This is a genomic window from Geosporobacter subterraneus DSM 17957 (genome assembly GCF_900142145.1).
In the GTDB taxonomy this organism is placed as follows: Bacteria; Bacillota; Clostridia; order Peptostreptococcales; family Thermotaleaceae; genus Geosporobacter; species Geosporobacter subterraneus.
In genome coordinates, this window is sequence record NZ_FQZV01000045.1 from 1 (window position 1) to 24220 (window position 24220).

22 protein-coding genes are annotated in these 24220 nt (G+C 42.3%); 1 reads left to right on the top strand and 21 read right to left on the bottom strand.

Annotated elements, in window-relative coordinates:
- Positions 1–132: 132 nt before the first annotated feature.
- From glmS to cdaA, 17 genes are all read right to left on the bottom strand, one after another.
- Positions 133–1962, bottom strand: coding sequence for a glutamine--fructose-6-phosphate transaminase (isomerizing) (glmS, locus tag BUB56_RS14560; protein ID WP_110942034.1), 1830 nt, complete (start codon positions 1960–1962; stop codon positions 133–135).
- Positions 1963–2630: 668 nt separating this feature from the next.
- Positions 2631–3977 (bottom strand): phosphoglucosamine mutase, encoded by a 1347-nt coding sequence (gene glmM / locus BUB56_RS14565; RefSeq protein WP_110942035.1) that lies wholly within the window; start codon positions 3975–3977, stop codon positions 2631–2633.
- 577 nt (positions 3978–4554) lie between these two features.
- A complete protein-coding gene (locus BUB56_RS14570) occupies positions 4555–5712 on the bottom strand; it encodes a pyridoxal-phosphate-dependent aminotransferase family protein (RefSeq protein WP_110942036.1) in 1158 nt (385 codons plus the stop codon).
- 12 nt (positions 5713–5724) lie between these two features.
- Positions 5725–6765, bottom strand: a complete 1041-nt coding sequence (locus tag BUB56_RS14575) for a threonine aldolase family protein (protein WP_110942037.1) — start codon at positions 6763–6765, stop codon at positions 5725–5727.
- A 151-nt stretch (positions 6766–6916) separates the two neighbouring features.
- On the bottom strand, positions 6917–8524 hold the full coding sequence (locus tag BUB56_RS14580) for a carbon starvation CstA family protein (RefSeq protein ID WP_110942038.1): 1608 nt from the start codon (positions 8522–8524) through the stop codon (positions 6917–6919).
- A gap of 81 nt (positions 8525–8605) precedes the next feature.
- A complete protein-coding gene (locus tag BUB56_RS14585; RefSeq protein ID WP_110942039.1) occupies positions 8606–9100 on the bottom strand; it encodes a hypothetical protein in 495 nt (164 codons plus the stop codon).
- A 375-nt stretch (positions 9101–9475) separates the two neighbouring features.
- Positions 9476–10018, bottom strand: coding sequence for a 2-oxoacid:acceptor oxidoreductase family protein (locus BUB56_RS14590; protein ID WP_110942040.1), 543 nt, complete (start codon positions 10016–10018; stop codon positions 9476–9478).
- A gap of 1 nt (position 10019) precedes the next feature.
- Positions 10020–10766: a thiamine pyrophosphate-dependent enzyme gene (locus BUB56_RS14595; protein WP_110942041.1), complete on the bottom strand. Its 747-nt coding sequence runs from the start codon at positions 10764–10766 to the stop codon at positions 10020–10022.
- Positions 10766–11827: a 3-methyl-2-oxobutanoate dehydrogenase subunit VorB gene (locus BUB56_RS14600; protein ID WP_110942042.1), complete on the bottom strand. Its 1062-nt coding sequence runs from the start codon at positions 11825–11827 to the stop codon at positions 10766–10768. The genes BUB56_RS14595 and BUB56_RS14600 overlap by 1 nt, the downstream gene beginning before the upstream one ends.
- 13 nt (positions 11828–11840) lie before the next feature.
- Entirely contained in the window at positions 11841–12071 is a 231-nt protein-coding gene (locus tag BUB56_RS14605; protein ID WP_110942043.1) for a 4Fe-4S dicluster domain-containing protein, read from the bottom strand.
- Between the two features lie 89 nt (positions 12072–12160).
- A complete protein-coding gene (locus tag BUB56_RS14610; protein ID WP_110942044.1) occupies positions 12161–12835 on the bottom strand; it encodes a nucleotide-binding protein in 675 nt (224 codons plus the stop codon).
- Positions 12836–12948: 113 nt separating this feature from the next.
- Positions 12949–14025: a butyrate kinase gene (gene buk, locus BUB56_RS14615; protein ID WP_110942045.1), complete on the bottom strand. Its 1077-nt coding sequence runs from the start codon at positions 14023–14025 to the stop codon at positions 12949–12951.
- A 74-nt stretch (positions 14026–14099) separates the two neighbouring features.
- Positions 14100–15008: a phosphate butyryltransferase gene (gene ptb / locus BUB56_RS14620; protein WP_110942046.1), complete on the bottom strand. Its 909-nt coding sequence runs from the start codon at positions 15006–15008 to the stop codon at positions 14100–14102.
- Between the two features lie 3 nt (positions 15009–15011).
- On the bottom strand, positions 15012–16094 hold the full coding sequence (gene buk / locus BUB56_RS14625) for a butyrate kinase (RefSeq protein ID WP_110942047.1): 1083 nt from the start codon (positions 16092–16094) through the stop codon (positions 15012–15014).
- A gap of 252 nt (positions 16095–16346) precedes the next feature.
- Complete coding sequence (locus BUB56_RS14630) at positions 16347–18065, bottom strand: sigma-54 interaction domain-containing protein (protein WP_110942048.1); 1719 nt, start codon at positions 18063–18065, stop codon at positions 16347–16349.
- 53 nt (positions 18066–18118) lie between these two features.
- Positions 18119–19414, bottom strand: a complete 1296-nt coding sequence (locus BUB56_RS14635; protein WP_190014569.1) for a CdaR family protein — start codon at positions 19412–19414, stop codon at positions 18119–18121.
- Positions 19404–20237, bottom strand: a complete 834-nt coding sequence (gene cdaA / locus BUB56_RS14640; protein WP_334292840.1) for a diadenylate cyclase CdaA — start codon at positions 20235–20237, stop codon at positions 19404–19406. Before cdaA ends, BUB56_RS14635 begins: the two co-directional genes overlap by 11 nt.
- A gap of 288 nt (positions 20238–20525) precedes the next feature.
- On the opposite strand from cdaA, the gene BUB56_RS14645 reads away from it, so the two are divergent.
- A complete protein-coding gene (locus BUB56_RS14645; protein WP_110942050.1) occupies positions 20526–21224 on the top strand; it encodes a BON domain-containing protein in 699 nt (232 codons plus the stop codon).
- 34 nt (positions 21225–21258) lie between these two features.
- Here BUB56_RS14645 and BUB56_RS14650 read toward each other — a convergent pair whose 3' ends face one another.
- The 4 genes from BUB56_RS14650 to BUB56_RS14665 all read right to left on the bottom strand — a co-directional run bounded on the left by BUB56_RS14650 (position 21259) and on the right by BUB56_RS14665 (position 24129).
- Positions 21259–21660, bottom strand: a complete 402-nt coding sequence (locus BUB56_RS14650) for a hypothetical protein (protein ID WP_110942051.1) — start codon at positions 21658–21660, stop codon at positions 21259–21261.
- Between the two features lie 15 nt (positions 21661–21675).
- The gene (locus BUB56_RS14655) at positions 21676–21912 is read right to left on the bottom strand and encodes a hypothetical protein (protein WP_110942052.1); all 237 of its coding nucleotides are present in this window, start codon (positions 21910–21912) and stop codon (positions 21676–21678) included.
- Entirely contained in the window at positions 21913–23754 is a 1842-nt protein-coding gene (locus BUB56_RS14660) for an HAD-IC family P-type ATPase (protein ID WP_110942053.1), read from the bottom strand. It lies immediately after the preceding gene.
- 117 nt (positions 23755–23871) lie between these two features.
- Entirely contained in the window at positions 23872–24129 is a 258-nt protein-coding gene (locus BUB56_RS14665; RefSeq protein WP_110942054.1) for a hypothetical protein, read from the bottom strand.
- Between the last annotated feature and the right edge of the window lie 91 nt (positions 24130–24220).

Genomic DNA, 24220 nt, shown 5'->3' on the forward strand with positions numbered 1-24220 from the left:
TTTTCTACCCTATTTTCACCATGACTTTTAACACAACTTTTTTATTTTTAACACGACTTTTTTATTCGTGACACGAGTTTTTTTGGGTTATACAACATCAACTATATAATTTTACTTTTACAACCCTGTATCCTACTCTACAGTAACGGATTTCGCCAAGTTCTTTGGCTTATCAACGTCGCAGCCTCTTGCTACGGCGATATAGTATGCCAGCAGCTGCAGCGGTACCACGCTCAAGATCGGAGTTAGTTCATCCATGGTATCCGGGATATAAAGTACTACATCAGCAGTCTTTTCGATCTCCTTATTTCCTTCCTTTGCAACCCCTACTACGTAAGCGCCTCTTGCTCTTACCTCTTGGATGTTGGAAAGCATCTTATCATATAGTCTGTCCTGTGTGGCTAAAGCAACCACAAGGGTTCCATCCTCAATCAATGCAATGGTCCCATGCTTTAACTCTCCTGCTGCAATGGCAAAGGAATTGATATAGGAAATCTCCTTTAACTTTAATGAACCTTCATGTGCAACATTAACATCAAGTCCTCTTCCCATGAAGAATACGCTTTCGTTGTTGAACTGATGGTCTGCCAGGTGCTGGATCGTATTGCAATTGTTCAGTACGTGCTGTACCTTTTCAGGCATAGACTTTAGCTCAGCGATGATCTTCTTGTACTCCTCTTGGCTTAAGGTTCCTTTTGTCATAGCCATGTGGAGTGCTACCAGGTACATGGCTACCAGCTGTGTTGTGTAGGCCTTTGTGGAAGCTACAGCGATCTCCGGTCCTGCCCAAGTATAGAATACATCATCGGATTCTCTCGCTACGGAGCTGCCTACCACATTGACTACAGATAGTACTCTGGCACCTTTTCTTTTTGCTTCTCTTAGTGCAGCCAGTGTATCTAATGTTTCTCCAGACTGACTGATAGCAATAAATAAGGTATTTTCATCTATAAATGGATCTCTATATCTGAATTCGGAAGCCACGTCAACCTCTACCGGTATCTTCGCAAACTTTTCGATGGCAAATCTGCCTACAAGTCCTGCATGATAAGCAGTACCGCAAGCTACGATATAGATCTTATTGATTTTGTCCAGGTCTTCCTTTGTTAATTTAATACCGTCTAAAACGATATGTTCTTCTTTATCCAGCCTTCTCAGCAGTGTTTCAGAAACACCCTTTGGCTGCTCGTGAATTTCCTTCATCATAAAGTGTTCATAGCCTTCTTTTTCAGCAGCTTCTGCATCCCAAGTCACGTGGAATATTTCTCTGTCCATCTGCTGGCCCAACTCGTTAAAGATCTTCACTTCATCCTTTGTAAGCAGCACAATTTCATCATTTTCGATCAAGTGCATTTTTCTAGTATACTTTAACAACGCCGGTATATCTGATGCGATAAAGTTTTCACCTTCGCCCAATCCGATAATCAACGGACTGTCTTTTCTTACGGCTACGATTTTATCCGGTTCTTCCTTGCAAACTACTCCAAGGGCATAGGCACCTTCCATTTTTTCGATGGTCTTAAATACTGCCTGCAGTAAATCACCCTCATAAAAATGATCGATTAGATGAGCAATTACCTCTGTATCCGTCTCTGATTTAAATACGATACCCTTTTCTTCGATTAACCATTCTTTGATCTTCATGTAGTTTTCAATAATACCGTTGTGAATTACAGCGATATTTCCTGCTACATTGGTATGGGGATGGGCATTACGATCAGAAGGTTCTCCATGGGTAGCCCATCTTGTATGACCGATTCCCAGGTTTCCTGTAAGGGTTTCTTTCTTTAAGTGATCTGCCAGTACACTGAGTCTGCCTTTATATTTTCTTACCTTTACTGCCCCCTCATCGTATACTGCGATACCCGCAGAATCATATCCTCTATATTCCAGTCTTGATAATCCTTCGATTAACACAGATATTGCTTCTTTTTCACCAATATATCCAACGATTCCACACATAGTTAACACGTCTCCATTCTTTTTCATATTATTAGTTTTTGTGAGGACTGAATTTTGGCAATAAAAGACCCTGGCAGTATTTTTCCCGTTAAATTTACTACCCTTCTATTTCCTGATTCAGTTTTGTCACCCAGTCCCATTTGTCCCTCCAATCACTTGGAGTCTTTGTAGGACGTTTAACGTTGGTGAATTCCGCAGGGCATCCGCCGAATCTTCGATAAACCCTGGACCTCGTCAACTTGAATCCTGAATTGTCCGATCTGATTCAAGTCCTGGCGCTTTTATTTGGTATTCTTTTTAATGGTTCGCGATAGGCCTCACCCCTTTCAGAGGTTTTGCGAAACGACGAGGGCGTCGTTCCTTACAGTTTTGGTTAACGAGCGGACACACAGGTCCGCACCCTACATTCTTTTATCACTGGAACGACGAGGGCGTCGTTCCCTACAGTCATTAACTATGCGGTAACGGGCACGGCCCGCGGTACTTACTACTGACAATTAAGTATATTCTTTTTCTCTGTCCAATGTCAACTACATCTTTTTCCAAAAAGATTGGGTAAGCCCGGTTGTTCCGGGCTTATGGATGTGTGATTGAGAAATCTAACATTCAGAGGAACGGCACAGGGATCGTTCCCTACATTGTATAGTGTCTTTAGCAATATTTATAAGTTACTGCAGTCTTTCTTCTATGACAGATGCTAGGTTTTGGGCTAGGGTTCGCAGTTCCGTTTCATCCTTACCCTCCAGCATCACTCTTACCAGTGGCTCTGTACCAGAAGGTCGAATCAATACTCTCCCTTCTCCAGCCATTAGGTCTTCCAGTTTCTTGATTTCTGCTGCAACCACTTCATCTTCCATATATCGATACTTATTGCCGTTGGTTACCTTAGCATTGACCAGTACCTGCGGATAGGTAGTCATAGCTCCGGCCAGCTTTGACAATGCCTGCTTTTTCTCCTTCATTACCGATAAAAGCTGTAGTGCAGATAATAATCCGTCTCCAGTAGTATTGTGTTCTAAAAAGATTAGATGTCCTGACTGCTCTCCTCCGAGAACATAGCCGGATTGAAGCATTTTCTCCAGTACATAGCGATCTCCTACATTGGTTCTTTCTAGTCTGCAGCCTGCTTTTTTCAGTGCGATATCTAAACCGATATTGCTCATCACTGTGGCTACCACAGTATCCTTGGCAAGCTTACCCTGTTCTTTTAGATGAGTTCCACAGATGGTAAGAATTTTATCTCCATCGACGATTTGGCCCTTTTCATTGACTGCAATCAATCGGTCTGCATCCCCGTCAAAGGCAAGGCCTGCATCAGCACCCCAGTCAACCACCAGCTTTTGTACCTCTTCTGGATGGGTAGACCCACAGTTATGGTTAATATTCAGCCCATCAGGCTTATGGTGAATGATCTTGATCTCGGCTCCTAAAGCTGACAAAATGGATGGTGCCGCCACATAGGCTGCACCATTGGCACAGTCTACTGCGATTTTCATCCCTCTCAAATCCACATTGATGGTACTCTTTAGAAAACTTGCATATTGCTTGATAGCATCATCGATTTCCACTCTTCTTCCCACGTCTTTGCCTGTAGGATTTAAATCAATGTCTTTATTATTTAAAATAATATCTTCTATTTCCTCTTCAACTTCGTCAGGCAGCTTAAAGCCCTCCTGATTAAAGAATTTGATTCCGTTATATTCCACAGGATTATGGGAAGCAGAAATAACGACTCCCGCATTGGCTCCATAATGTCTTGTCAAATATGCAACCGCAGGCGTCGGTACAATACCCACACTCAATACATCTGCTCCCGTAGAAAGGATTCCCGCTGTCAGTGCTGCCTCCAACATATCCCCAGATATTCTCGTGTCCCGACCAATTACAATTTTTGCTTTCTTTTGTCCTCTGGTCAGTATGTATGCACCGACTCTACCCAGTTTATATGCTATTTCTGCTGTTAATTCCGTATTTGCAATACCTCTCACACCATCAGTACCAAACAGCTTTCCCATGTGTTTAGACTCCTCTCGTAATAACATCTTATGCCACTTAAATCTATTACGATACTTTAGACAAAGTTAATCTTTATTATTTTATCATATTCTTGATGCTTATTCAATTTTTCCCCCACAGCTTTTTGTCGCAGTATTTCGCTGAAAAGTTCCATGTTTTGCGAAATGTTTTTTTGAGACACCTGAATATAAATATTTATTCTCTTACTCGGTCAGACACAAGGCCTACCCCCCATAGGCATCAACTAAATTTAAATATTTCCAAATAAACCTTAGAAGCATGTCATTCTGAGCGTTAGCGAAGAATCTTATAGAACATAAGCAAGATTACTTTTGATTATCAGAATATATCATCTAGCTTAAAGATCCTTCGACTCCGTTTTACTCCGCTCAGGATGACAAATTATGGGTTAAGTTAACACCTATGGCCTGCCCCCTGCGTTTATTGCATAATCAAATTTGTTTTTTGAGGGAGCTTTGTTTATGTTATCCTTTATTTCAAAATAAAAACCACCAATTGGTGGTTTTTTCCCGGGCGGACATAGAGGTCAGCACCCTACAATGATCCCGCACTTATCTATTTTTTGATAAAGGTCCTGGCTAAAGATGCTGCTGCTGTGCCCAGCTCAACTTCATAGCCCAGTTCTACCAGGGCCATCTCAACAGCCCCTAGGACTGCATACATGTCCATGAAGTGGATGGCACCCATGTGCCCGATACGAAAAATCTGGCCCTGCAGCTTTTGCAGTCCTCCGCCGATGACGATATCATACTTTGTACGCAACAGCTCTGCAAGCTCTTTATATTTAACTCTTTCGGGCATTAAGATTGCGGTGACTGTATCGGAGGCATGCTCTTTATCAGAAAATAAGGTAAGGCCCATAGCCTCTACGGCATTTCTGACCCCTTGCCCAATGAGCTGATGTCTTTCCCAAACCTTTTCCATACCTTCTTCATTGAGCATTTCTAAGGCTTCCCTTAATCCGAAAAGCAAAGTAGTAGCGGGGGTATATGGAAACTGAAAGGTTGTCATTTTATCCTTTACCGCTTTATAGTCCCAATACCATCTAGGCATAGTAGATTGCTCTACTCTCTGCCATGCCCGTTCACTTACGGACACCAGCCCGATACCCGGCGGAAGCATCAATCCTTTTTGAGATGCACTGATAACCACATCTACACCCCAAGCATCTGTTTCCAACGGAACGCAAGCCAGAGAACTGATAGCATCAACAACCAAAATCGCTCCATGGCCCATCTGCTGCATCATCCTGGATATGCCCTCAACATCAATACCGATAGCCGAGGTGGTTTCATTTTGAGGCAGACACACAGCCTTGATTTTTCCTTCCTGATCCTGAGCCAGTATGGCTTCGATTTCCTCTACCCTGGCGGCTTGTCCCCATTCCTTGGTCAGACGGATCACATTCAGTCCATGCTTTTCTCCGATTTCAGCCATTCTATCGCTGAAAACACCCAGGCAAACGGCTAGAATCGTATCCCCTGGGGAAAACAAATTGACGATGGCAGATTCTAGAGCGCCGCTGCCAGAGCTGGGAAAGATCAGGATGTCATTTTCCGTACGAAAAACCTTCTTTAATCCTGCTGCACAAGTAGATAGCAGGGCTTCAAATTCCGGTCCTCTATGATTGATCAATGGTTGAGAAAGGCTGCGCAGTATACGCTCAGGGATATTGGTAGGCCCTGGAATATGCAGCATTTGTCTTCTTTCCATATTGGATTCCTCCTATAATTGGGATACAATATTTTTTACAGCTTCAATCACCTCCTGCACATGGCTTTCTTCGATACCCAGGTGGGTAACCATGCGGAAGGAGGTCTTGGAAATGCGCTTCGCTTTGATTCCTTTTTCAAGCAGTTGGTCTAAAAAATTCTCTATGGTAATAGGCAGTTGTTCAACCGATGCCGTAACGATATTGGTATGTATCTTAGAAACATCTATGATTAACCCTTCTACACCAGCCAAACCTTTTCCTAAAAGCTGAGCATTTTTATGGTCTTTTGCAATCTGAGGCATCATGGTCTTCAAGGCAACAATCCCAGGAGCTGCGATAAACCCAGCCTGACGGAAGCCCCCGCCTAACCTTTGCTTCATCCAGCGGGCTTTTTGTATAAACTCTTTTCTTCCTGTTAGAACTGCGCCAAAAGGAGCACTTAGACCCTTGGTGAGTGCAAACATCACTGCATCTACGTTTTTTACGATTTCCTTGGCTTCCATACTAGAGGCCACCGCTGCATTGAAGATTCTGGCACCATCCATATATACGGGGATGTTGTGTCTTTTCCCTAAGTCGCAGACTTGATTAATGTTTTCTAAAGGTACGACCATACCTGCATTGAGGTTGTTGGTGTTTTCTATACAGATCAAGGAGGTTTTTGCTCTCTGTATTCCCTCTTCCTGGATCAAGTCTTCCATGAGGCTGATATCATAAAATCCATTAGGTACAGATATTGGCCTTGGCTGCACCTGTGATAATGCAGAAAGTCCCCCAACCTCTAGGTTATATATATGGGAGGTATCTCCTACGATGATTTCTTCTCCCCGTTGGGTATAAGTCATTACTGCTGCCTGATTGGCCAACGTACCCGAACTAAAAAATAATCCATCCTCTTTTCCCATCAACTCTGCCGCCAGGGTTTCTAATTCTCTTACCGTAGGATCTTCTCCCATGATATCGTCTCCTACCACTGCATGATACATGGCATCCCGCATTTCCTGAGTAGGCTGCGTGACGGTATCCGAACGAAGATCAATGATTTTTTGCATCTTCTCACCCTTTCTGTTTTCTGTTTCATCTTAGATCCTTACTAAGATATTTCGACATACTAAAATTATATCTAGTTTTTCCTATGGATTCAATAAAAAAGGATACCCTATGATTAGGATACCCTTTTCGGACTTTATTACATAATTAAGGCTAAGCTTTTACGCTGGGTTTCTTTGTTAATACCTGATATGCATAGGCTGCAAGGATGAAAGCCAATACCAGCAGCAGAATTGGGAATACCACCAGCACATAGTTTGCCTTTGCAAGGTTTGCATTGATTAATAGAATCAATGCCACTACAGTAACAACGAACATGAAGCACATTGGAATGACGAACATCGTGTAGTTTTTCCCGATATTCTTCAGCCAAACAGCAATTGCAATCAATGCCAACGCAGCAAGCAGCTGATTAGCAGAACCAAATACGGGCCAGATTGCATTGTAGCTTCCTAATGCCAGCCATCCACCTAATACAACGGTAATCGTTGTAGATACATAACGATTTGTAAAGATACTCTGTGTTTCTTTTGTATTATCTTCAAAGTACTCCTGGAAGATAAATCGGCCAAGTCTTGTTGCTGTATCCAAGCTGGTTAATGCGAAAGCGGATACTGCAAGGGCAACGAAGGATTTACCTACAGTGAATGGAATACCAAAGCTCGTCATGAAGTTACCGATACCATCGGAGAATACATTAACCGGTCCGCCGGCTTTTGCCAGTTCAGCAAATTTATCGCCAGTAACATAAGCAGCTGTGATGATAGCGATTACTGCAAGAACACACTCAATTAGCATACCGCCGTAGCCTATGATCTTTGCATCCGCTTCATTGTTAATCTGCTTGGAAGATGTTCCAGAACCAACTAGGGAGTGGAATCCGGAAATCGCACCACAAGCAACTGTTACAAACAGCATTGGGAACAAGAAAGATCCATTTACATTAAAACCAGTAAATGCTTGAAGTTGGATTGTTGGCCTTGTGATTACCAAGCCTAAAACTGCACCTATGATCATTGCATATAGTAGATATGAGTTCAAATAATCTCTAGGCTGTAACAAGATCCATACAGGTGTAACAGAAGCTACGAAGATGTATACCATTAATAGTCCAACCCATACGTTTTTGCTTAATACTAATGGGAACATGTTTCCTAATGCGATACAGGTAAACAGTAAAGCTACTCCCACGATACTTGCAATCGTTAGATTTACACCCTTTCTGTATACTGCAAAACCAAAAACAATAGCTAAAACGATAAACATAACAGATGCAGATGCTGCTTCCGGTACGCTTACGAAGGTATTTGCAACGATGTTTGTAAAGGCTGCAACAACCAATAGCAGTGTTAACCAAGCAAAGATAGCAAATAAGCGCTTACCTTTTCTACCCATATTAGCTTCAATGATTTCACCGATAGATTTACCATCGTGACGGATAGATGCAAATAGTGAACCGAAGTCCTGAACGCCGCCAAAGAAGATACCTCCGATGATGATCCAAAGCATTACTGGCACCCAGCCAAAGATAGCAGCCTGGATTGGTCCTGCGATCGGGCCTGCACCTGCGATGGATGCAAAGTGGTGACCTAATAATACAGGAGCGGATGCCGGTACATAGTCTACACCATCACCCTTTGTATGAGCAGGTGTTTTTCTGGTAGGATCTACTCCCCACTGTTTTGCCAGCCATGCCCCATAAGTGACATAGGCGATGCTGAAGATGATAATACTTGCAATAACTAATACTAATGAGTTCATAAAAGTTCCTCCTTTACTTTTAAAGTTTTATTTTTTAATTGTTCAAATAAAATATAAATACTATGAAGACTATATCTAAAGTTATAACCGATAGGCTTTTAGAACCTCCTTTCCTTTTTTATTGGTTATAACCTCATTTTGATTTAATGACACCAATACAAGGGCTACATCTGCCCAGCCTTTAAACCCGAAGGCATAGCTTTTGTGGAATTTAAACTTTTTCACAAGATGGATAATCTCATCATCAGGGTGTTCATCTAAAACAATGACTCCCGTGATCAATGTAGACATATGTTCATCATGGATTTTTACAAAATCTTCTACTGCACTTTTTAACAGTTCTGTATACGTATGCAGCCCATCTTTATCAATCCGTTGAAAATGTTTGATCATACAGTATTCGTTATTTTCAAAAGCGTAAATGGTAGCTTTTTTTGTAGCGATATATCTTTCATTGCGGATATTATATTTTGCCATTATATCCAGCTTCGTTTCACGATAGACATAATCCTTTTCTATATCGAAGTTCCTTCTTAGACGTTCTTCCAACAGATTTTGGTAGCTTATATATTCCATTCTTATCACCCTTATCTCTAGTCTTTTTCCTGTTGGGTTGCTGACAACGCTTTCATGATTTATTACACTAATTATATAAATTCTCTGATTATTATAAAAGTAATTATAGCCTCAGTTGTATATTTTTAAGATTGAATGGTAGAAATGCATGGATTATTGGTTTAAAATCTGGGAAAGTAAATTAGGTATCATTATATACTAATTTGCTTAAATATTTCAAATAGTTTTTTAATGCAATAATCTTCCATATGTTTTAATATGTTTATTATAGCACCTTTATATCGAGAACTATATTAGAATTTTCTGTTAATTATAAGCAAAAAAATGAACGACGGCTTTTAAATCCGTCATTCATTTTTTAAATTTGTTATTATTTTATCCTCTAACCGCTTCTGCACCCTTTTCCAGTGCCTCTTTATTCATAGGAATTAAATGCTCTTTTGCCGGTCCAAACACTTTTTTCAGTGCAGCAATAATAGAATCTACTGAAACTACCTTTGTTAGTTCAAGGAATGCCCCCAGCATAACCATATTGGCAACCTTAGCATTTCCAATCTCGTTAGCGATCTCATTGGCAGGTACATAGTAAGCTTTTACATCATCACGGCTTGCTTTTCTTTCAATTAAAGAGCTGTTGATCAGCAGGATTCCGCCCTCCACCAGATCCTTTTCAAATTTTAATAAAGATGGCAAATTCATCACGATCGCTGAAGTAGCATGGGTTACGATGGGTGATCCCACTGGCTTCTCAGATATGATCACGCTGCAGTTAGCAGTTCCTCCCCGCATCTCCGGGCCATAGGAAGGAAGCCATGATACATTCTTATCTTCTATCATCCCTGCATACGTCAACAGCTGCCCCATGGACATTACCCCTTGTCCTCCGAAGCCTGCGCAGATTACTTGTTGTGTTGCCATATTACTTCACCTCCTCAGGTGTTCTGAAATTTCCCAGCGGATAGTAGGGCATCATATTCTCTTCCAGCCATTTGAGGGATTCTGTAGGTGTAAGTCCCCAGTTGGTTGGACAAGTTGATAGTATTTCTACGATTCCAAAGCCTTCTCCGGAAAGCTGCACCTCAAAGGCCTTTTTAATCGCTTTTTTTGCTTTGCGAATATTGGCAGGTGTGTTTACAGCCACTCTTTCAACAAACACTGCTCCATCAATTGTTGCAAGCATCTCCGATACTTTTAATGGTCTTCCTGTAGCACCTGCATCTCTTCCGTAAGGTGCTGTAGTAGCTTTTTGTCCGATCAAAGTGGTTGGTGCCATCTGTCCGCCGGTCATACCATAGATAGCATTGTTTACGAAAATGGTAGTGATTTTTTCTGCTCTATGGGCTACATGGATGATCTCAGCAGTACCGATGGAAGCCAGGTCTCCATCTCCCTGATAGGTAAATACCACTTTGTCAGGGAATACACGCTTAATACCGGTTGCCACAGCCGGTGCACGGCCATGGGCTGCTTCATGCATATCACAGTTGAAGTAATCATAGGCCAATACAGAACATCCAACAGGTGCCACACCAATTGTTTCTCCAAGTACTCCCAATTCTTCCAGTACTTCCCCGACCAGTCGGTGGATTACTCCGTGGGTACATCCAGGGCAATAATGAAAGGGTTTTTCTGTTAAACCATTTGTTCTTTCAAAAATTACAGCCATTATTTTACACCCCCTAGGATTTCTTTTACCTTGTCAACCACTGCATCAGGTGTTGGGATCATACCGCCGGCTCTGCCATAGAAATGTACCGGCAGTCTTCCGTTGTTGGCAATTTTCACATCATCTATCATTTGTCCCATACTCATTTCTACAGACAGCAATGCTTTTGCATTGGCAGGTATTTCATCAAAGGCTTTTGTCGGGAACGGCCACAGGGTAATCGGACGGATTAAGCCTGCGTTGATTCCAGCTTCTTTTAACATTGCAATGGCATTTTTTACAACTCTTGCAGTTGTACCATAGGCTACCATTACAATCTCAGGATTTTCCATGTTGTACATTTCATAACGAACTTCATTTTTCTCCATCTCTGCATATTTCTTTTGAAGATGAATATTATGTTTTTCCAGTTCTGCTGGATCTAGGGCAAGGGAATTGATAATGTTGGGCTTTCTTACACCCTTTGTTCCTGTAGTCGCCCAGTCCTTTGGCGGCAGTTCTCTTTTTGCCGGTTCTTTAAACTCGATAGGCTCCATCATCTGACCAATCATACCGTCTCCGATAACCATGACCGGATTTCTATAAAAATCAGCGGCTTCAAAAGCTTCCATTGTCAAATCTACAGCTTCTTGCAGCGTTGCCGGGGCATAAACCAATAGCCTGTAATCTCCATTGCCGCCGCCTCTGGTTGATTGGAAATAATCTGCCTGCGATGGCTGAATTCCACCCAGTCCAGGGCCTCCTCTAGAAATATTCACAATTACACAGGGAAGCTCAGCTCCTGCAATGTAGGAAATTCCCTCTTGCTTTAGCGCGATTCCAGGTGATGAGGAAGAGGTCATTACTCTGGCGCCGGTTCCCGCTGCGCCATATACCATATTGATGGCGGATACTTCGCTCTCTGCCTGTACAAAGCAGCCCCCTACTTTTTGCATTTCTCTTGACATATATTCAGGCAGCTCATTCTGCGGTGTAATAGGGTATCCGAAGAAATATCTACATCCTGCTTTAATCGCTGCTGCTCCGATAGCCTCGTTGCCCTTCATTAATATTTTAGCCATTCCTTTTCCCTCCTTATTTGTCCATTTCTCTTTCAACATTGATAACCAAATCAGGGCAGATCGTTGCACAATTTGCACATCCGATACATTTATCCATTTCCTTTACTGTAGCCGGATGATAACCCTTTATATTGATTCTGGTACGCTCCATCTCGATAATATTTACTGGACAAACGGTTGTACATAGTTCGCAGCCCTTGCATAAATCTTCTTTGAAGGAAACCTTTCCTTTTGCTTTTGCCATATGATTCAACCCTCCTTATGATTACTAACCTTTTACATTTTTACTGTGCCTTACCGCTGCTGTCTTTATTTGTAAGGATCTCAGAAGTACTACATCCAATCCTCCCGCATGTACATTTTGATGGGGAAGATTTCCCCATCCATGTCTGCCGGAAGCTGTCGGGCAACCTCTTCCAACGTACTTACATATCGAATTGGGATGTGGAGTGCTTCTGAGACCTGTTTTACCAATTGTTGACCTTGCATTACATCCTCTACGGACGTTTCTCTGAGAAGGTGGGTATTGTTAATCAACCCAGTTACCGATGCTCTAGCCATACGCTCGATGGCCTGCAGATGCCGGATTGCATCCTCCACCCTCCGTGTTCCTGGCCGATTGGCATTTAACACGCAAAACATGTCATAGCTGCCTTTTTGAAAATAACTGTGGTATCTTGCCAATGCTCTTGCACCAACTGAGTCGCCGCCTACATCCAGGATGACTTCGCAAGTAGTATCCTGCATGGGACCTAAAACAGCCGCTGCAACTGCCGGCAGATCAGAGCCCATAGATTTCTCCAACCCACTTCCTATAACGGTAATCCCCATGGCTTCCAGCATTTCCTGTTTTTCTCTGCTGCGAAAATAGGGATTCACGATATCCAGATCAGCCAGGGCAACCTTCTTTCCCATTTGTGCCAGCTTAATAGCATAGTTTACAGCAAATTCTGTTTTGCCACTGCCATAGTGTCCGATAATGACACGGATTCTTCGATCATTTTGCATAATATCATCCTTTTTATAGATATAAAGCTAAGTCCTTATTAGGGAACAGCACAGGAGTCATTCCTTACATTTACTGTGCTAACGGGCGAACACAGTGGTCCGCGCCCTGCATTTTACTCGTAGATTCTTGCAGTTTCTTCTCCTCTCAGTACCCTGAGTCCACCTTCTGCTAAAGCAATCATCTCATCTTCTCCTGGGTATACGATCACCTGTGAAATGAAGGATACACGGTCGGAAATCCACTTGACGAACTGCTTGTCGTAGGCAATGCCGCCGGTTAGAATCACCGCATCTACTTTTCCTTTCAGTACGGCTGCACAGCTGCCGATTTCCTTTGCCACCTGATAGGCCATGGCTTCATACACCAAGGCAGCCTTCTCGTTTCCTTCTTCTATCATCTTTACGACTTCGCGGCCGTCATTGGTTCCTAAGTATGCTACTAAGCCGCCTTGTCCCTTGATCTTCTTTTTAATATCATCCAGTGTATATTTACCTGAGAAACACATCTTTGCCAGATCTCCTACAGGCAGTCCCCCTGCTCTTTCCGGTGAGAATGGTCCTTCTCCGTCTAGTGCATTGTTTACGTCAATCACTCTTCCATTTTTATGGGCGCCTACTGAGATTCCTCCGCCTAGATGGGCTACGATCACATTGATATCTTCATAAGACTTACCCATTTCAGCTGCAGCTCTTCTGGCCACTGCTTTTTGATTTAATGCATGAAAAATACTTTTTCTTGCAAGCTCCGGCATACCGGATATTCTAGCAACTTCATCCATTTCGTCTACAACTACCGGGTCCACGATAAAAGCAGGAATGTTCAGCTGCTTGGCGATTTCACTAGCTAGGATGCCTCCAAGATTAGAAGCATGTTCTCCTAAAACACCTGCTTTTAAATCAGCGATCATGCTGTCGGATACGCTATAGGTACCTCCTTGGATAGGTTTTAGCAGTCCGCCACGGCCTACAACAGCGCTCAGCTTCGTCAGGTTAATGCCGTTTTCGCTTAGGGTTTCAAGGATCACATTTTTTCTGAATTCATATTGGTCAAATATTTTATCAAACTTATTAATCTCTTCTGCCGGATGTCTCAGGGTTGTTTCCATTACAGGCTTTTCATTGTCAAAGATAGCGATTTTCGTTGAGGTTGATCCTGGATTTATGGTGAGTATTCTATAAACTTCTGTCATGTAGAGGTTCCCTCTCTTTCTATGCATATTCTAGGTATATTTTCAGGCCGACAGAGTCATCGGCCCCTACAGTCTTATTTTCCTGCTTTTACAGCCATGAGTACCGCTAAGGCGATAGAATTCAATTTTGTTTCGTCGCTGTCGGCTCTGGAGGTCAGCACGATAGGTGCTTTCGCCCCTACGATTACCCCAGCGTTTTTCGTTTCTGAGAAAAATACCATGGATTTGTACAGTACATTACCTGCCTCAATGTTTGGCACCAGCAGGATGTCTGCCTTACCAGCCACGGGGTGCTCTATGCCCTTATGAGATGCAGCTTCTTCTGACACTGCGTTGTCCAGACCGAAAGGACCGCCAACCATGCATCCTGCAATCTCTCCCTGTTGATTCATTTCCTCTAGGGCTTTTGCATCTACTGTGGAGGGCATTTTGGGATCTACTTTTTCCTTCGCACAGACTACGGCTACCTTCGGCACCTCCATATCTAAGGCATGGGCTACCTGTACTGCGTTTTCTATGATTTGCTTTTTGGTTTGCAGATCTGGTGCAATATTCATCGCAGCATCCGTCACAAAGATAAACCGATCATAGCCGGGTACTTCAAACACCGCTGTATGACTGAGTGCATTGCCTGTTCTCAGTCCGATTTCCGGATCCAGCACAGCCTTTAGCACTACGGAAGTATCTACCAATCCCTTCATCACCATGTGAGCTTTTCCTTCAGATACTAAGGAAACTGCCTTTCTGGAAGCTTCGGTGATGTCCTTGATATCAATGATTTTGTATTGATTTAAGTCCAAGTGAATGTCTTTTGCAATTTCAGCAATCTTCTCTGCATCTCCTACTAAAATAGCATCGGCAATCCCCATATTCTTCGCTTGACTGACTGCCATCAGTACTTCTAAATCTTGTGCTACAGCCACTGAAATGGTTTTAGGCCCTCTTTCCTTAGCACTGTTTAATATTTGTTGAAAATTTTTCATCGATTACTTCACCTCTTGTTCATAGATCTTAGCGGCTTCTCTTCCTGAGAGAACACGATTTACACCTTCATTTAAAGCAAGCATTTCATCTTCACCGGGTTTTACAATCACTGGAGCGATGAAGGATACTCTTTCTTCTATATAACCGGTTAACATCTTTGAATAAGCCATGCCGCCGGTCAGTACAACCGCATCTACTTTTCCCTCTAGTACTGCAGCCATAGCACCAATTTCTTTGGCAATTTGATATCCCATGGCATCATAGACCAGCTTCGCCTTCTCATCTCCGTTGTTGATCTTTTCTTCTACTTCTCTTGCATCATTGGTCCCTAAATAAGCAACCAAACCGCCTTTTCCACTGATCTTCTTCTTGATTTCTGCCAGGGTATATTTGCCTGAGAAGCACAGCTTCGCCAAATCTCCCACCGGTAATCCCCCTGATCTTTCTGGGGACATAGGTCCCATTTCGTTGGCATTATTAGCATCTACCATTTTGCCTTTACGCAGGGGAACGATAGAGATGCCTCCGCCCAAGTGGGCCATTACTAAATTGAGCTCGTTTACTTCTTTCTTCATTTCTTTTGCAACCCGATGGGCTACAGCTTTTATATTTAAGGCATGGAGCAGTGATCGTCTATTGATTTCCGGCATGCCTGAAATTCTTGCAATATCATCAAATTCATCTACTGCAACCGGGTCCACGATATAGGCCTGAATCCCTGCAGCCTCTGCTATGCTCTTAGCAATGATTCCTCCTAAGTTAGAAGCATGTTCCCCTTGAACACCAATCTTAAGGTCTTCAATCATCGTGTCTGTTACGATATAGGTTCCGCTAGGCATGGGCTTTAATAATCCGCCTCTTCCCACTACTGCCTGAAGCTGTGCGGTGTCGAATCCCTCTGTCCTAAACCAGTCCAATATGATATCTCTACGATATTCATATTGATCCGTAATTTTTTGAAATTTATCCAGTTCTTCGGGAGAATGGCTTAAATTCTTCTGGATAACGTTTTCTTCTCCTTTGAAAACCGCAACCTTAGTAGATGTAGAACCAGGGTTTATCACCAACGTATACTCTCTTGCCATTACTTTATCACCTCGTCGATATTCTTATATATTGATCATGCAACTTATGTGCCAATACTTTTCATTTTTGCTATTTAATCACCCTGTATTAGGTATTGCACTGAAGCTTAGAAATTATACTGACTGGCACAGGTTTTATTCAGAAGGATACTACAAAAATAGTTGAAGCATTGTACTATTTTTGTAGTATCCTGCAGAAAATTGCATGAAAAAAATTGCACAGACGTAACTTCGTGCAATTTTTTGCATTTTCTATTCGATTCCATATTTCTTAAGTTTATAATAGAGATTTCGGATGGAAATCCCCAGCTGCTCAGCAGCCTTTGTCCTATTATTATCGAAGGCCTGCAGTACGGACAATATATAGTTTTTTTCCTTTTCTTCAAGCACTTCCTCTAAGGAGCGGAATATATCCGGCTTCCCCTCCCCATCCTCCCTCTGGAGATTCTCATGGACATAAATCTTGTTCTCTAAAAGGGGCAGATGATTGGAGCGTATCACTACTTCGTTAAATCGCATGTTGATCATCGCCCTTCCTATGAAGTTTTCCAGCTCCCGTACATTTCCGGGCCAGTCGTACTCCATGAGGTTATCCATAGCTTTAGGAGAAATATCCTGCACAAATCGGCCGTATTCCTGATTAAATTTTTTAATCAGCCGCTGCACCAAGGGATAGAGATCCTTCTTACGCTGTCGAAGAGGTACGATGAAAATAGGGATTACATTGAGCCGATAGTATAGATCCTCTCTAAAGCGGCCCTCTTTTACAGCCCGCTCCAAATCGAGATTTGTTGCAGCAATCACTCTCACATCAATGGCGATGGGCTTGTTTCCCCCTACCCGTACAATTTCCCGCTCCTGTAAAACCCTCAAAAGCTTTGCCTGAGTACTGATACTGATTTCACCGATTTCATCCAAAAAGATGGTTCCCCCATTGGCCTGCTCGAAAAGTCCGATTTTTCCACCCTTTCTGGCACCGGTAAAAGCACCCTCCTCATATCCAAACAGTTCACTCTCTAGAAGGTTCTCGTTAATAGCCGCACAATTCACCCGGACAAACTGTCCATATTTCCTCATACTGGAATTGTGAATAGCATGGGCGAACAATTCTTTTCCAGTACCGCTTTCCCCCCGGAGGATGACTGTAGCAGGTGTGACTGCAGCTTTTTTTGCTTTTTCGATAGCCGTAAGTATTTTTTCATCCTCGGCGACGATATCATCAAAGGTGTACTTGGCCTCCAGTTTCCGTATAATCTGTTTTGCCTGGTTCAGTTCCTGGGTTAATCTTTTGATCTCCGTAATATCATGAAGTACAGCCACACTTCCCCTCAGTTCTCCGTCTACAATAATAGGTGCTGCATCGGCAATCACTTCTTTTCTGGAAGGACCTACTTTTAGCCTTGCATTTTTGACCGGCTCCATGGTGTTGAGCACCTTTAGGTGTATGCTCTCTCCTTCAGCAATGTCTACGGTGCACAGTTTTCCGATAATATCCTTTTCTGTAAGGCCTGTCAGTTTGCTGTAGGCCGGATTGACCATAACCCCTATAGCTTTTTGGTCTACGACTGAAATTGCGTCCTGGGTAGAATGAAAAATAGCCTGGAGCATACTCTGCATTTCCCTTAAGTTTGTTATTTCCTCTGCCAGCTCTATGACCTCTGTAATGTCCCGAAAAACAGCAACAGCCCCGATTACTTTTCCCAAATCATCCTTGACAGGCATTCGGTTGGTAATAATGCTGATATCTCCTAAAGGCTGTTTTCGATTGAGCTCCGATTCCCCAGTCTGCAGAATATAGGGCAGACGTGTGTTTTCCACTACTTCTGTGATATGCTTCCCGATGACATCTACACTTTCCAATTTGGTGAGTTTTTTAGCTGCCTTATTAAAAAGAGTGATAATCCCCTGTGCATCTACAGCAATCATCGCGTCATGGGTTGAATCCAATATCACTTCCAATTCTCTTTTCATTGGCTTTATCTCCTTTGAAAACAGCCTGGAAATCCTCCAGGCTGTTGTATGGGTCAGTTGGAATCTTGGTTATCGTTTTGTCCACTGCCGCCGGGCTGTAGGTCTCTGTCTCTTTTCACTTCAAAATCAATTCTTGAAGGTACAGCTGTAAGCTTTTCTATTTTTTTATCAGTGATCAAGGCAATATCGGTTGAATACTTACCCTCTGTCAAGTCATCTACGTTAATGTATAGTTTGATATCCCCACGCTGGATCACATTCATGACACTCTCTACCGCTTCTACTTTTACTTGGATATTCTCAGGTACTTTGATTAATTCTACCCTGTAGCCTGTTTCTATATTGTCGATAGCAATCTCATCCCGTTGATAAGTGAATTCTTTATTCAAGACCCTCTCTACCGTAAGGGCGACTCTCGGAATCTTGCTGTCTCTCAGCAGGGTTACCCCTTCAGGAAGCAATAAATTGACATTTCTTTCCGTAGATTTATCGATGCCCTCAATATCAATGGATCTCGCCTTAATCTCTGTGATCCCATCTAGCTTTTCCTTCGGTCCTTTGATCGATATGTTTTCTTGGCTCAGTTTTACCTCGGTGATCCTATAATTATCTCTTGGTTTTCCCTGAAACTCTAGAACAATAGGAACTTCCTTAGTCGGCAGGATCGGAAGCTTTACTTCTACATATCTTTGGCTGATCTGCACGCCGCTGATGGTCTTTCCTTCTGCATTAACTGCTATTAGCGGCACCCTCTCGTTGATTTCCGTTATCTGGTCTGTAACTGGGATTTCCCCTACGACTTGAGCTACTGCATTAACAATGTTTTCAGGCCCCTCTACCATGACCTCCTTCGGTGAGATGACCGCATCTCCCGGTTCAAATCCCGGTACCGGAGTACCGGTAGTAACCACGTTTACAGGTCTTTGTCTGACCACGATTTCATCTAAGGTAATCTTCAGCTGCTTTGGAGACACATCCTGTATGGTGATATAGGGGGGACCGCTGACTTCTAGGGGGATGCTGTTGGTTCCCTTGTGAAAACCCCTTAAATCCGCACGAACAATGATGTCCTGGGGAGAAACCTTGTAGACATCATTTCTGCGCCCCGCAATCCTCACATTAACCGTATAATCCTGCTGACCTATGATGACCAGGCCAGACTTGTTTAGATCCTCTACATTCATCAATTGTACACTGACATTATTGAGCGGAATCACCATTTCAGGATTTACTTCTCCCATTACATAAAGCCACATTACAAGAGCAAAAATAATGGACACCAGCTTGGGAGTGGTATTTCTATTAAAAAAACGGGTTCTTTCTACCAGTGATTTAAATTTATCTTTCATCTCTCTGCCTCCATTTCCAATTGAACAAAGGCTTTTGATCTTCAGGTTTGTAAGCATTCTTCAATATTCGCCTCAGGGTTTTAGCGTCCAGAAATCGGGACAGTTTTCCATCAGCCGCCGCAGAAATGGCCCCTGTTTCCTCTGATACAATCACTGCCACTGCATCAGAGCGTTCTGTGATCCCCAGTCCGGCACGATGCCGTGTTCCCAGGGTCTTGCTTAGATGGGGATTTTCACTTAATGGCAGGACACATCCTGCAGCCATGATCCTGTCTTTTCGGATAATGACTGCACCATCATGCAAGGGAGTATTGGGTATAAAAATATTTATTAAAAGTCCGGTGGAGATATCTCCATTGATACGGGTTCCTGTTTCCATCAGGTCTCCAATACCTGTTTCTCTTTCAAAGATGATCAAAGCACCAATCTTCTGTTTTGACAGCTCTACTACAGCTTCCACAATTTCATTGATTTTTAAGGACAGATCCTCGTCAGCCAATTCTACGATGGATTTTGTCAGGAATTTGCTTCGGCCAATGTATTCTAAAGCCCGCCGCAGCTCCGGCTGGAAAACGATCAGCAAAGCAATCATCCCCAATGTCATGGTATTTCTCAATATCCAGTTGGTTACATATAGCCTTGACCACTCGCTCAGCTTCGTAGCGATCAACAGCACCAGCAGACCTTTGATTAACTGCTCTGCCCTTGTTTCACGGATAAGCATGAACAGCTTGTAAAAAACAAAGGCTACAATCGTCATGTCGATGACGTCTCTGACCCCTATGTTTAAAAACATTTCCATCACTTGTCTCAATATAAGCACCTCTCGTGTCTGTAAACAAATTCGTTATATTATTAATTCTAAGCTTATGTAAAAACTCCTTCAAGCTCGTTTTATTATCCATACCATCCCAAAACATTATTGCTCTTATCTTATTATTTCACACCACTATTCTATTTTCAATGGGTAGGTTTTATTAATTATTTCCATGATTTTTAACATTTTAATGGTTTATGATCTGTCGAGTATTTAGAAATCCATCGTTTTCTTACATGTTTATTTGTTTTTGTGGAAAAATACTTGTAGAACATTGGAAAGGATGAAGACCAGATGGATGAAAAGAGAAAAAATCAAATAAAAAATGACAAACTGCCTAGTAAGGATGATTTAATTGTAGATTATATTAAGGATCAATTGGAAGAAAAAATGCAGGCCAGTGCCATGGATATTAACCTATTCTGTAAAGACGGCGTAGTGCATATGTATGGCATGGTGGATGTACTATCAGAGAAGCAGATGGCTGAATCCATCGCCAAGAAAATTGACGGTGTCCGCAAGATTGAAAACAAGATCACCATTGCTATGGACAGCAATATCACCGACACCCATATGGAAAAAGAAATCAACGAGGCCTTTATGACTGACCGGGATGCAGACCGTATCATGGGTGTAGGCGTTCATGTAGAGGATGGGGTTGCCAATTTGGTAGGCAGTACTCATACTTTAGAGGATGCCCATATTGCTATGAAGGTCGCATCGAAATCCAGAGGCATTAAAGATGTAGTCAATAATATTAAGATTGACAGCCTGGGAATTCACGATGATGCAGTCATCAACAGCAAGATTGCACAGGCCCTTAGTACTACGGATATCAGCCATCCTGATATCTCTCATCATGTAGACCACGGCCGTGTAGTGCTGAGCGGTCATGTGCGCAACCGTCAGGAAATGGAGCTGGCTAAAGAAATCGCCATGGATACAGAAGGTGTCCGTAAAGTGATCAATCGTTTAAAAATAAGAAAAGACTAAACAAAGCCCGAGAATCTCGGGCTTTTCATCTTCGCTACATTAAGTCTTCTGCTGCGTCTCCGTTTCTTCTATTGCTGGAAATCTCATCCCGGATACTCATCAGGGTCTCCCGGAATTCCTCCATCATCTTGTTGGATCGTTCCCGTTCCTCTCTTAACTCTTTCAGCATTGCTTCCATTACACCCATTTGTCCCATGGCCATATGTTCTGGTTTCGCCATATGTCCCATTTTTCCAACCATGTCTTCCATTCGATCTCTTCCCTCATGCATCATGCGCATGGTTCTATCGGTCATCATCATCATCCCCTGGGTACCTTTGACTGCCATGGGTCGGATGGTCTCTTTGATTTGAGGTCCTAAAAAGTAAGTTGCCGCTGCAACACCCAATCCTACCAAAAAGCTCTGAGACCCAAAAAGTTTCAGTGGATTATCCATTAACTACACCTCCATTTATTTTCCAAAAATCAGTGCTCTTGTGATTGCCTTATAGATATCACGGTTGTTATGCTGCTCACTGCTTTGTACTGCATAGGTTGTAAAGGCTTGTATATAATCTTTCCAAAGATCTATTACTTCATCCCTACGAGCGGGATTATTTTCAATCATACTAAAACTTTCTTCCATATGATTTTTTAATCGTCGGAAGGTTTCATCAAAATCTTGTTTCAGTTCTTGGGCATTATTCAACTAATTCACCTGCCTATTTAAATATTTCAACGGGGTTTTTGACAACCGCATGGCATTTAATAGAACGAGCAAGCTATTTATGTCTTTGTAAAAGGATGCAAAAAATGGATTTATGCCATTGATTAAAACCAGCAGCACTCCAAAAAAATTCATACTAATGGATAAACGATAGCTTTGATTGATATTATTCATCGTGCAGCGGCTAAGGTCGATCAGCCTTGGAACCGATAGAATATTATTATTGAGGAGAACCACATCAGCACAGGGCAGCATGTTGGGATCCGGATGCACTGTCATCAGTATGCCTACGTGCGCATGACAGAGGGCAGGCCCGTCATTGATTCCGTCTCCTACCATGATGATAATATTCCCTTCTTCTTTAGCCGCTTGTACCCTTAGTGCCTTATCCTTTGCCGACAATCCTCCTTGATAGTTTTCAATACCTAATTCTGATGCGATCTTTTCTACGAATTCACATCTATCTCCCGATAGTATTTCAAAACTACGAAGCCCTTGCATTTTCAATAGATTAATGGCTTTTATACTTTCTCTTCTCAAAGGGTCCAGGGTTCCATTCTCCTCCCTGCCCAAGGTAAGGGTTCCTGTTTTATCAAAAATCACACGGGATGCTTTACTGCTCTTTTCTATGACGTAGGGATTTTTAATCACTATGCCTTCCATATAAGCTCTGGTCATAGCGGTTCTTATTGCAATAGGTGTTGCGTGATAAGCAGGCTTTGGACAGGCAATCAATAGCAAGGTAATGAGAATCACAATATCCCCTGTCACTGCAAATCCAATAAAGGATAAGACAGCTGCTAAGGGCATCCACTGATGATAGCTTTGATCCACCCTGTTTTCAAGCTGCCATTTTGTCTTCCATGTATTATCTAATAAAGATAGAATTTTACTATATTCTGTATCCTCTCCAACTGCCTTAACAATGATTTGAATGCTTCCATGGGCTATTTTGGTTCCAGCATATACCTTATCTCCCGTTTTTACCCCATGGGGCATGGACTCTCCATTGAAGGATTTTTGACAGATGACTGCCTCCCCTGAGCTGATTTCTCCATCTACCGGTAAAAAATCTCCTGCTGTAAACAGCAACATGTCCCCAGGTACTATGGCATCATAGCTTATTTCTAAAGGCTGTCCTTCTACCAGCTTATAGACTTTTGTATTTCCATTATGGAAACATTCTTCCAAAAATTTCATGGAATGCTGCTCCATTGTCTTCATGATGGCCTCGCTAAGATAAGCTGTCGTAATGACAAAAAGACTTAATGTACTTTCCCGAAGCAAAATGCACGAAAAAGCACAAAAACTCAATATCAGCTCATAGTTTATTCCTCTTTGCTGCAGTCGGTCAATTCCTTTCTTAAACAGTGGATATCCTGTTAGGATCGTAGCAGCAGAAGCAATGGTAAAGATGCGATAATCTTCTGCTAAGGTTGTCCTTCCAAAAAAGATCTGCTTGACAAGGATTCCTGTCAGCACAGTACCTGCGATGACCACTCTTTTGAATTCCTTCTGCTTTAAGAGTTCCGTCATGATCCCGTCACTAGTCGGATATTTTGCACTGCCAGCAGGAATGATATTTAGATGCTGCGCCTCCATCATCAGGTTTTCCAAAGTAGAAACATCGATCTTTTTTTCATCAAAATAAACCAATACTTTTCCTGTAAAGTGATTGGCTTTTACGCTGTGTATACCAATAGTTTTAGAAAGTAAGCAATGGATGCGCTCACAATATATAGGATTATTCTTAAGCTCTTTTATGTAAATTCTTAATCTCCCCGGCAGGATAAATTTATTATCTGCTGCGTTTGCATAATACAAACCCAAAACCTCCAAATCTAGATAGCCATAATCCAACCCATAGCCATTGAACTAAAATACATTACTACACCTAGTAGTGCAATCTTTATGAACATCATGCGTTTCACCTCCCTTTGTTTAATGTTCCGGATGATGCTGATCAAATTCCTTATGAAGGGCTTCGACCTTCTCCATGTTTCGCTTCATATTTTCATACTGGGCCTCTGCGATAATATCTTCAATTTCTTCTTTAAACCCATAGACGGTACTTTTTAATTGATTGGTTAACCCCATGGCCTGACTGGCTGTAAATACAGCAGCCTTTCGGATAGGCTTTTTAAACTGAGCTGCTACACCAAAGGTTATGACTCCTAAAATAAATCCTACTGGTTCCAAAGACAATTCACCTCCCATGTTACTCTTTAGTATATTTTGGTCAAAGGTGTATTTATTATTCATGGGAAACGGTTGTTTTTTGTTTTTATAG

Bases quoted from the DNA above. Each gene is read 5' to 3' on its own strand.
- BUB56_RS14585 (WP_110942039.1), bottom strand. From the start codon at position 9,100: ATGGAATATATAAGCTACCAAAATCTGTTGGAAGAACGTCTAAGAAGG.
- buk (WP_110942045.1), bottom strand. From the start codon at position 14,025: ATGACAGAAGTTTATAGAATACTCACCATAAATCCAGGATCAACCTCA.
- BUB56_RS14590 (WP_110942040.1), bottom strand. From the start codon at position 10,018: ATGGCAACACAACAAGTAATCTGCGCAGGCTTCGGAGGACAAGGGGTA.
- BUB56_RS14575 (WP_110942037.1), bottom strand. From the start codon at position 6,765: ATGCAAAAAATCATTGATCTTCGTTCGGATACCGTCACGCAGCCTACT.
- BUB56_RS14580 (WP_110942038.1), bottom strand. From the start codon at position 8,524: ATGAACTCATTAGTATTAGTTATTGCAAGTATTATCATCTTCAGCATC.
- BUB56_RS14600 (WP_110942042.1), bottom strand. From the start codon at position 11,827: ATGGCTAAAATATTAATGAAGGGCAACGAGGCTATCGGAGCAGCAGCG.
- BUB56_RS14630 (WP_110942048.1), bottom strand. From the start codon at position 18,065: ATGAAAAGAGAATTGGAAGTGATATTGGATTCAACCCATGACGCGATG.
- BUB56_RS14635 (WP_190014569.1), bottom strand. From the start codon at position 19,414: ATGAAAGATAAATTTAAATCACTGGTAGAAAGAACCCGTTTTTTTAAT.
- ptb (WP_110942046.1), bottom strand. From the start codon at position 15,008: ATGAAAAATTTTCAACAAATATTAAACAGTGCTAAGGAAAGAGGGCCT.
- BUB56_RS14645 (WP_110942050.1), top strand. From the start codon at position 20,526: ATGGATGAAAAGAGAAAAAATCAAATAAAAAATGACAAACTGCCTAGT.
- BUB56_RS14610 (WP_110942044.1), bottom strand. From the start codon at position 12,835: ATGCAAAATGATCGAAGAATCCGTGTCATTATCGGACACTATGGCAGT.
- BUB56_RS14595 (WP_110942041.1), bottom strand. From the start codon at position 10,766: ATGGCTGTAATTTTTGAAAGAACAAATGGTTTAACAGAAAAACCCTTT.
- buk (WP_110942047.1), bottom strand. From the start codon at position 16,094: ATGGCAAGAGAGTATACGTTGGTGATAAACCCTGGTTCTACATCTACT.
- BUB56_RS14605 (WP_110942043.1), bottom strand. From the start codon at position 12,071: ATGGCAAAAGCAAAAGGAAAGGTTTCCTTCAAAGAAGATTTATGCAAG.
- glmS (WP_110942034.1), bottom strand. From the start codon at position 1,962: ATGTGTGGAATCGTTGGATATATTGGTGAAAAAGAAGCAATATCTGTG.
- BUB56_RS14570 (WP_110942036.1), bottom strand. From the start codon at position 5,712: ATGGAAAGAAGACAAATGCTGCATATTCCAGGGCCTACCAATATCCCT.
- glmM (WP_110942035.1), bottom strand. From the start codon at position 3,977: ATGGGAAAGCTGTTTGGTACTGATGGTGTGAGAGGTATTGCAAATACG.
- BUB56_RS14650 (WP_110942051.1), bottom strand. From the start codon at position 21,660: ATGGATAATCCACTGAAACTTTTTGGGTCTCAGAGCTTTTTGGTAGGA.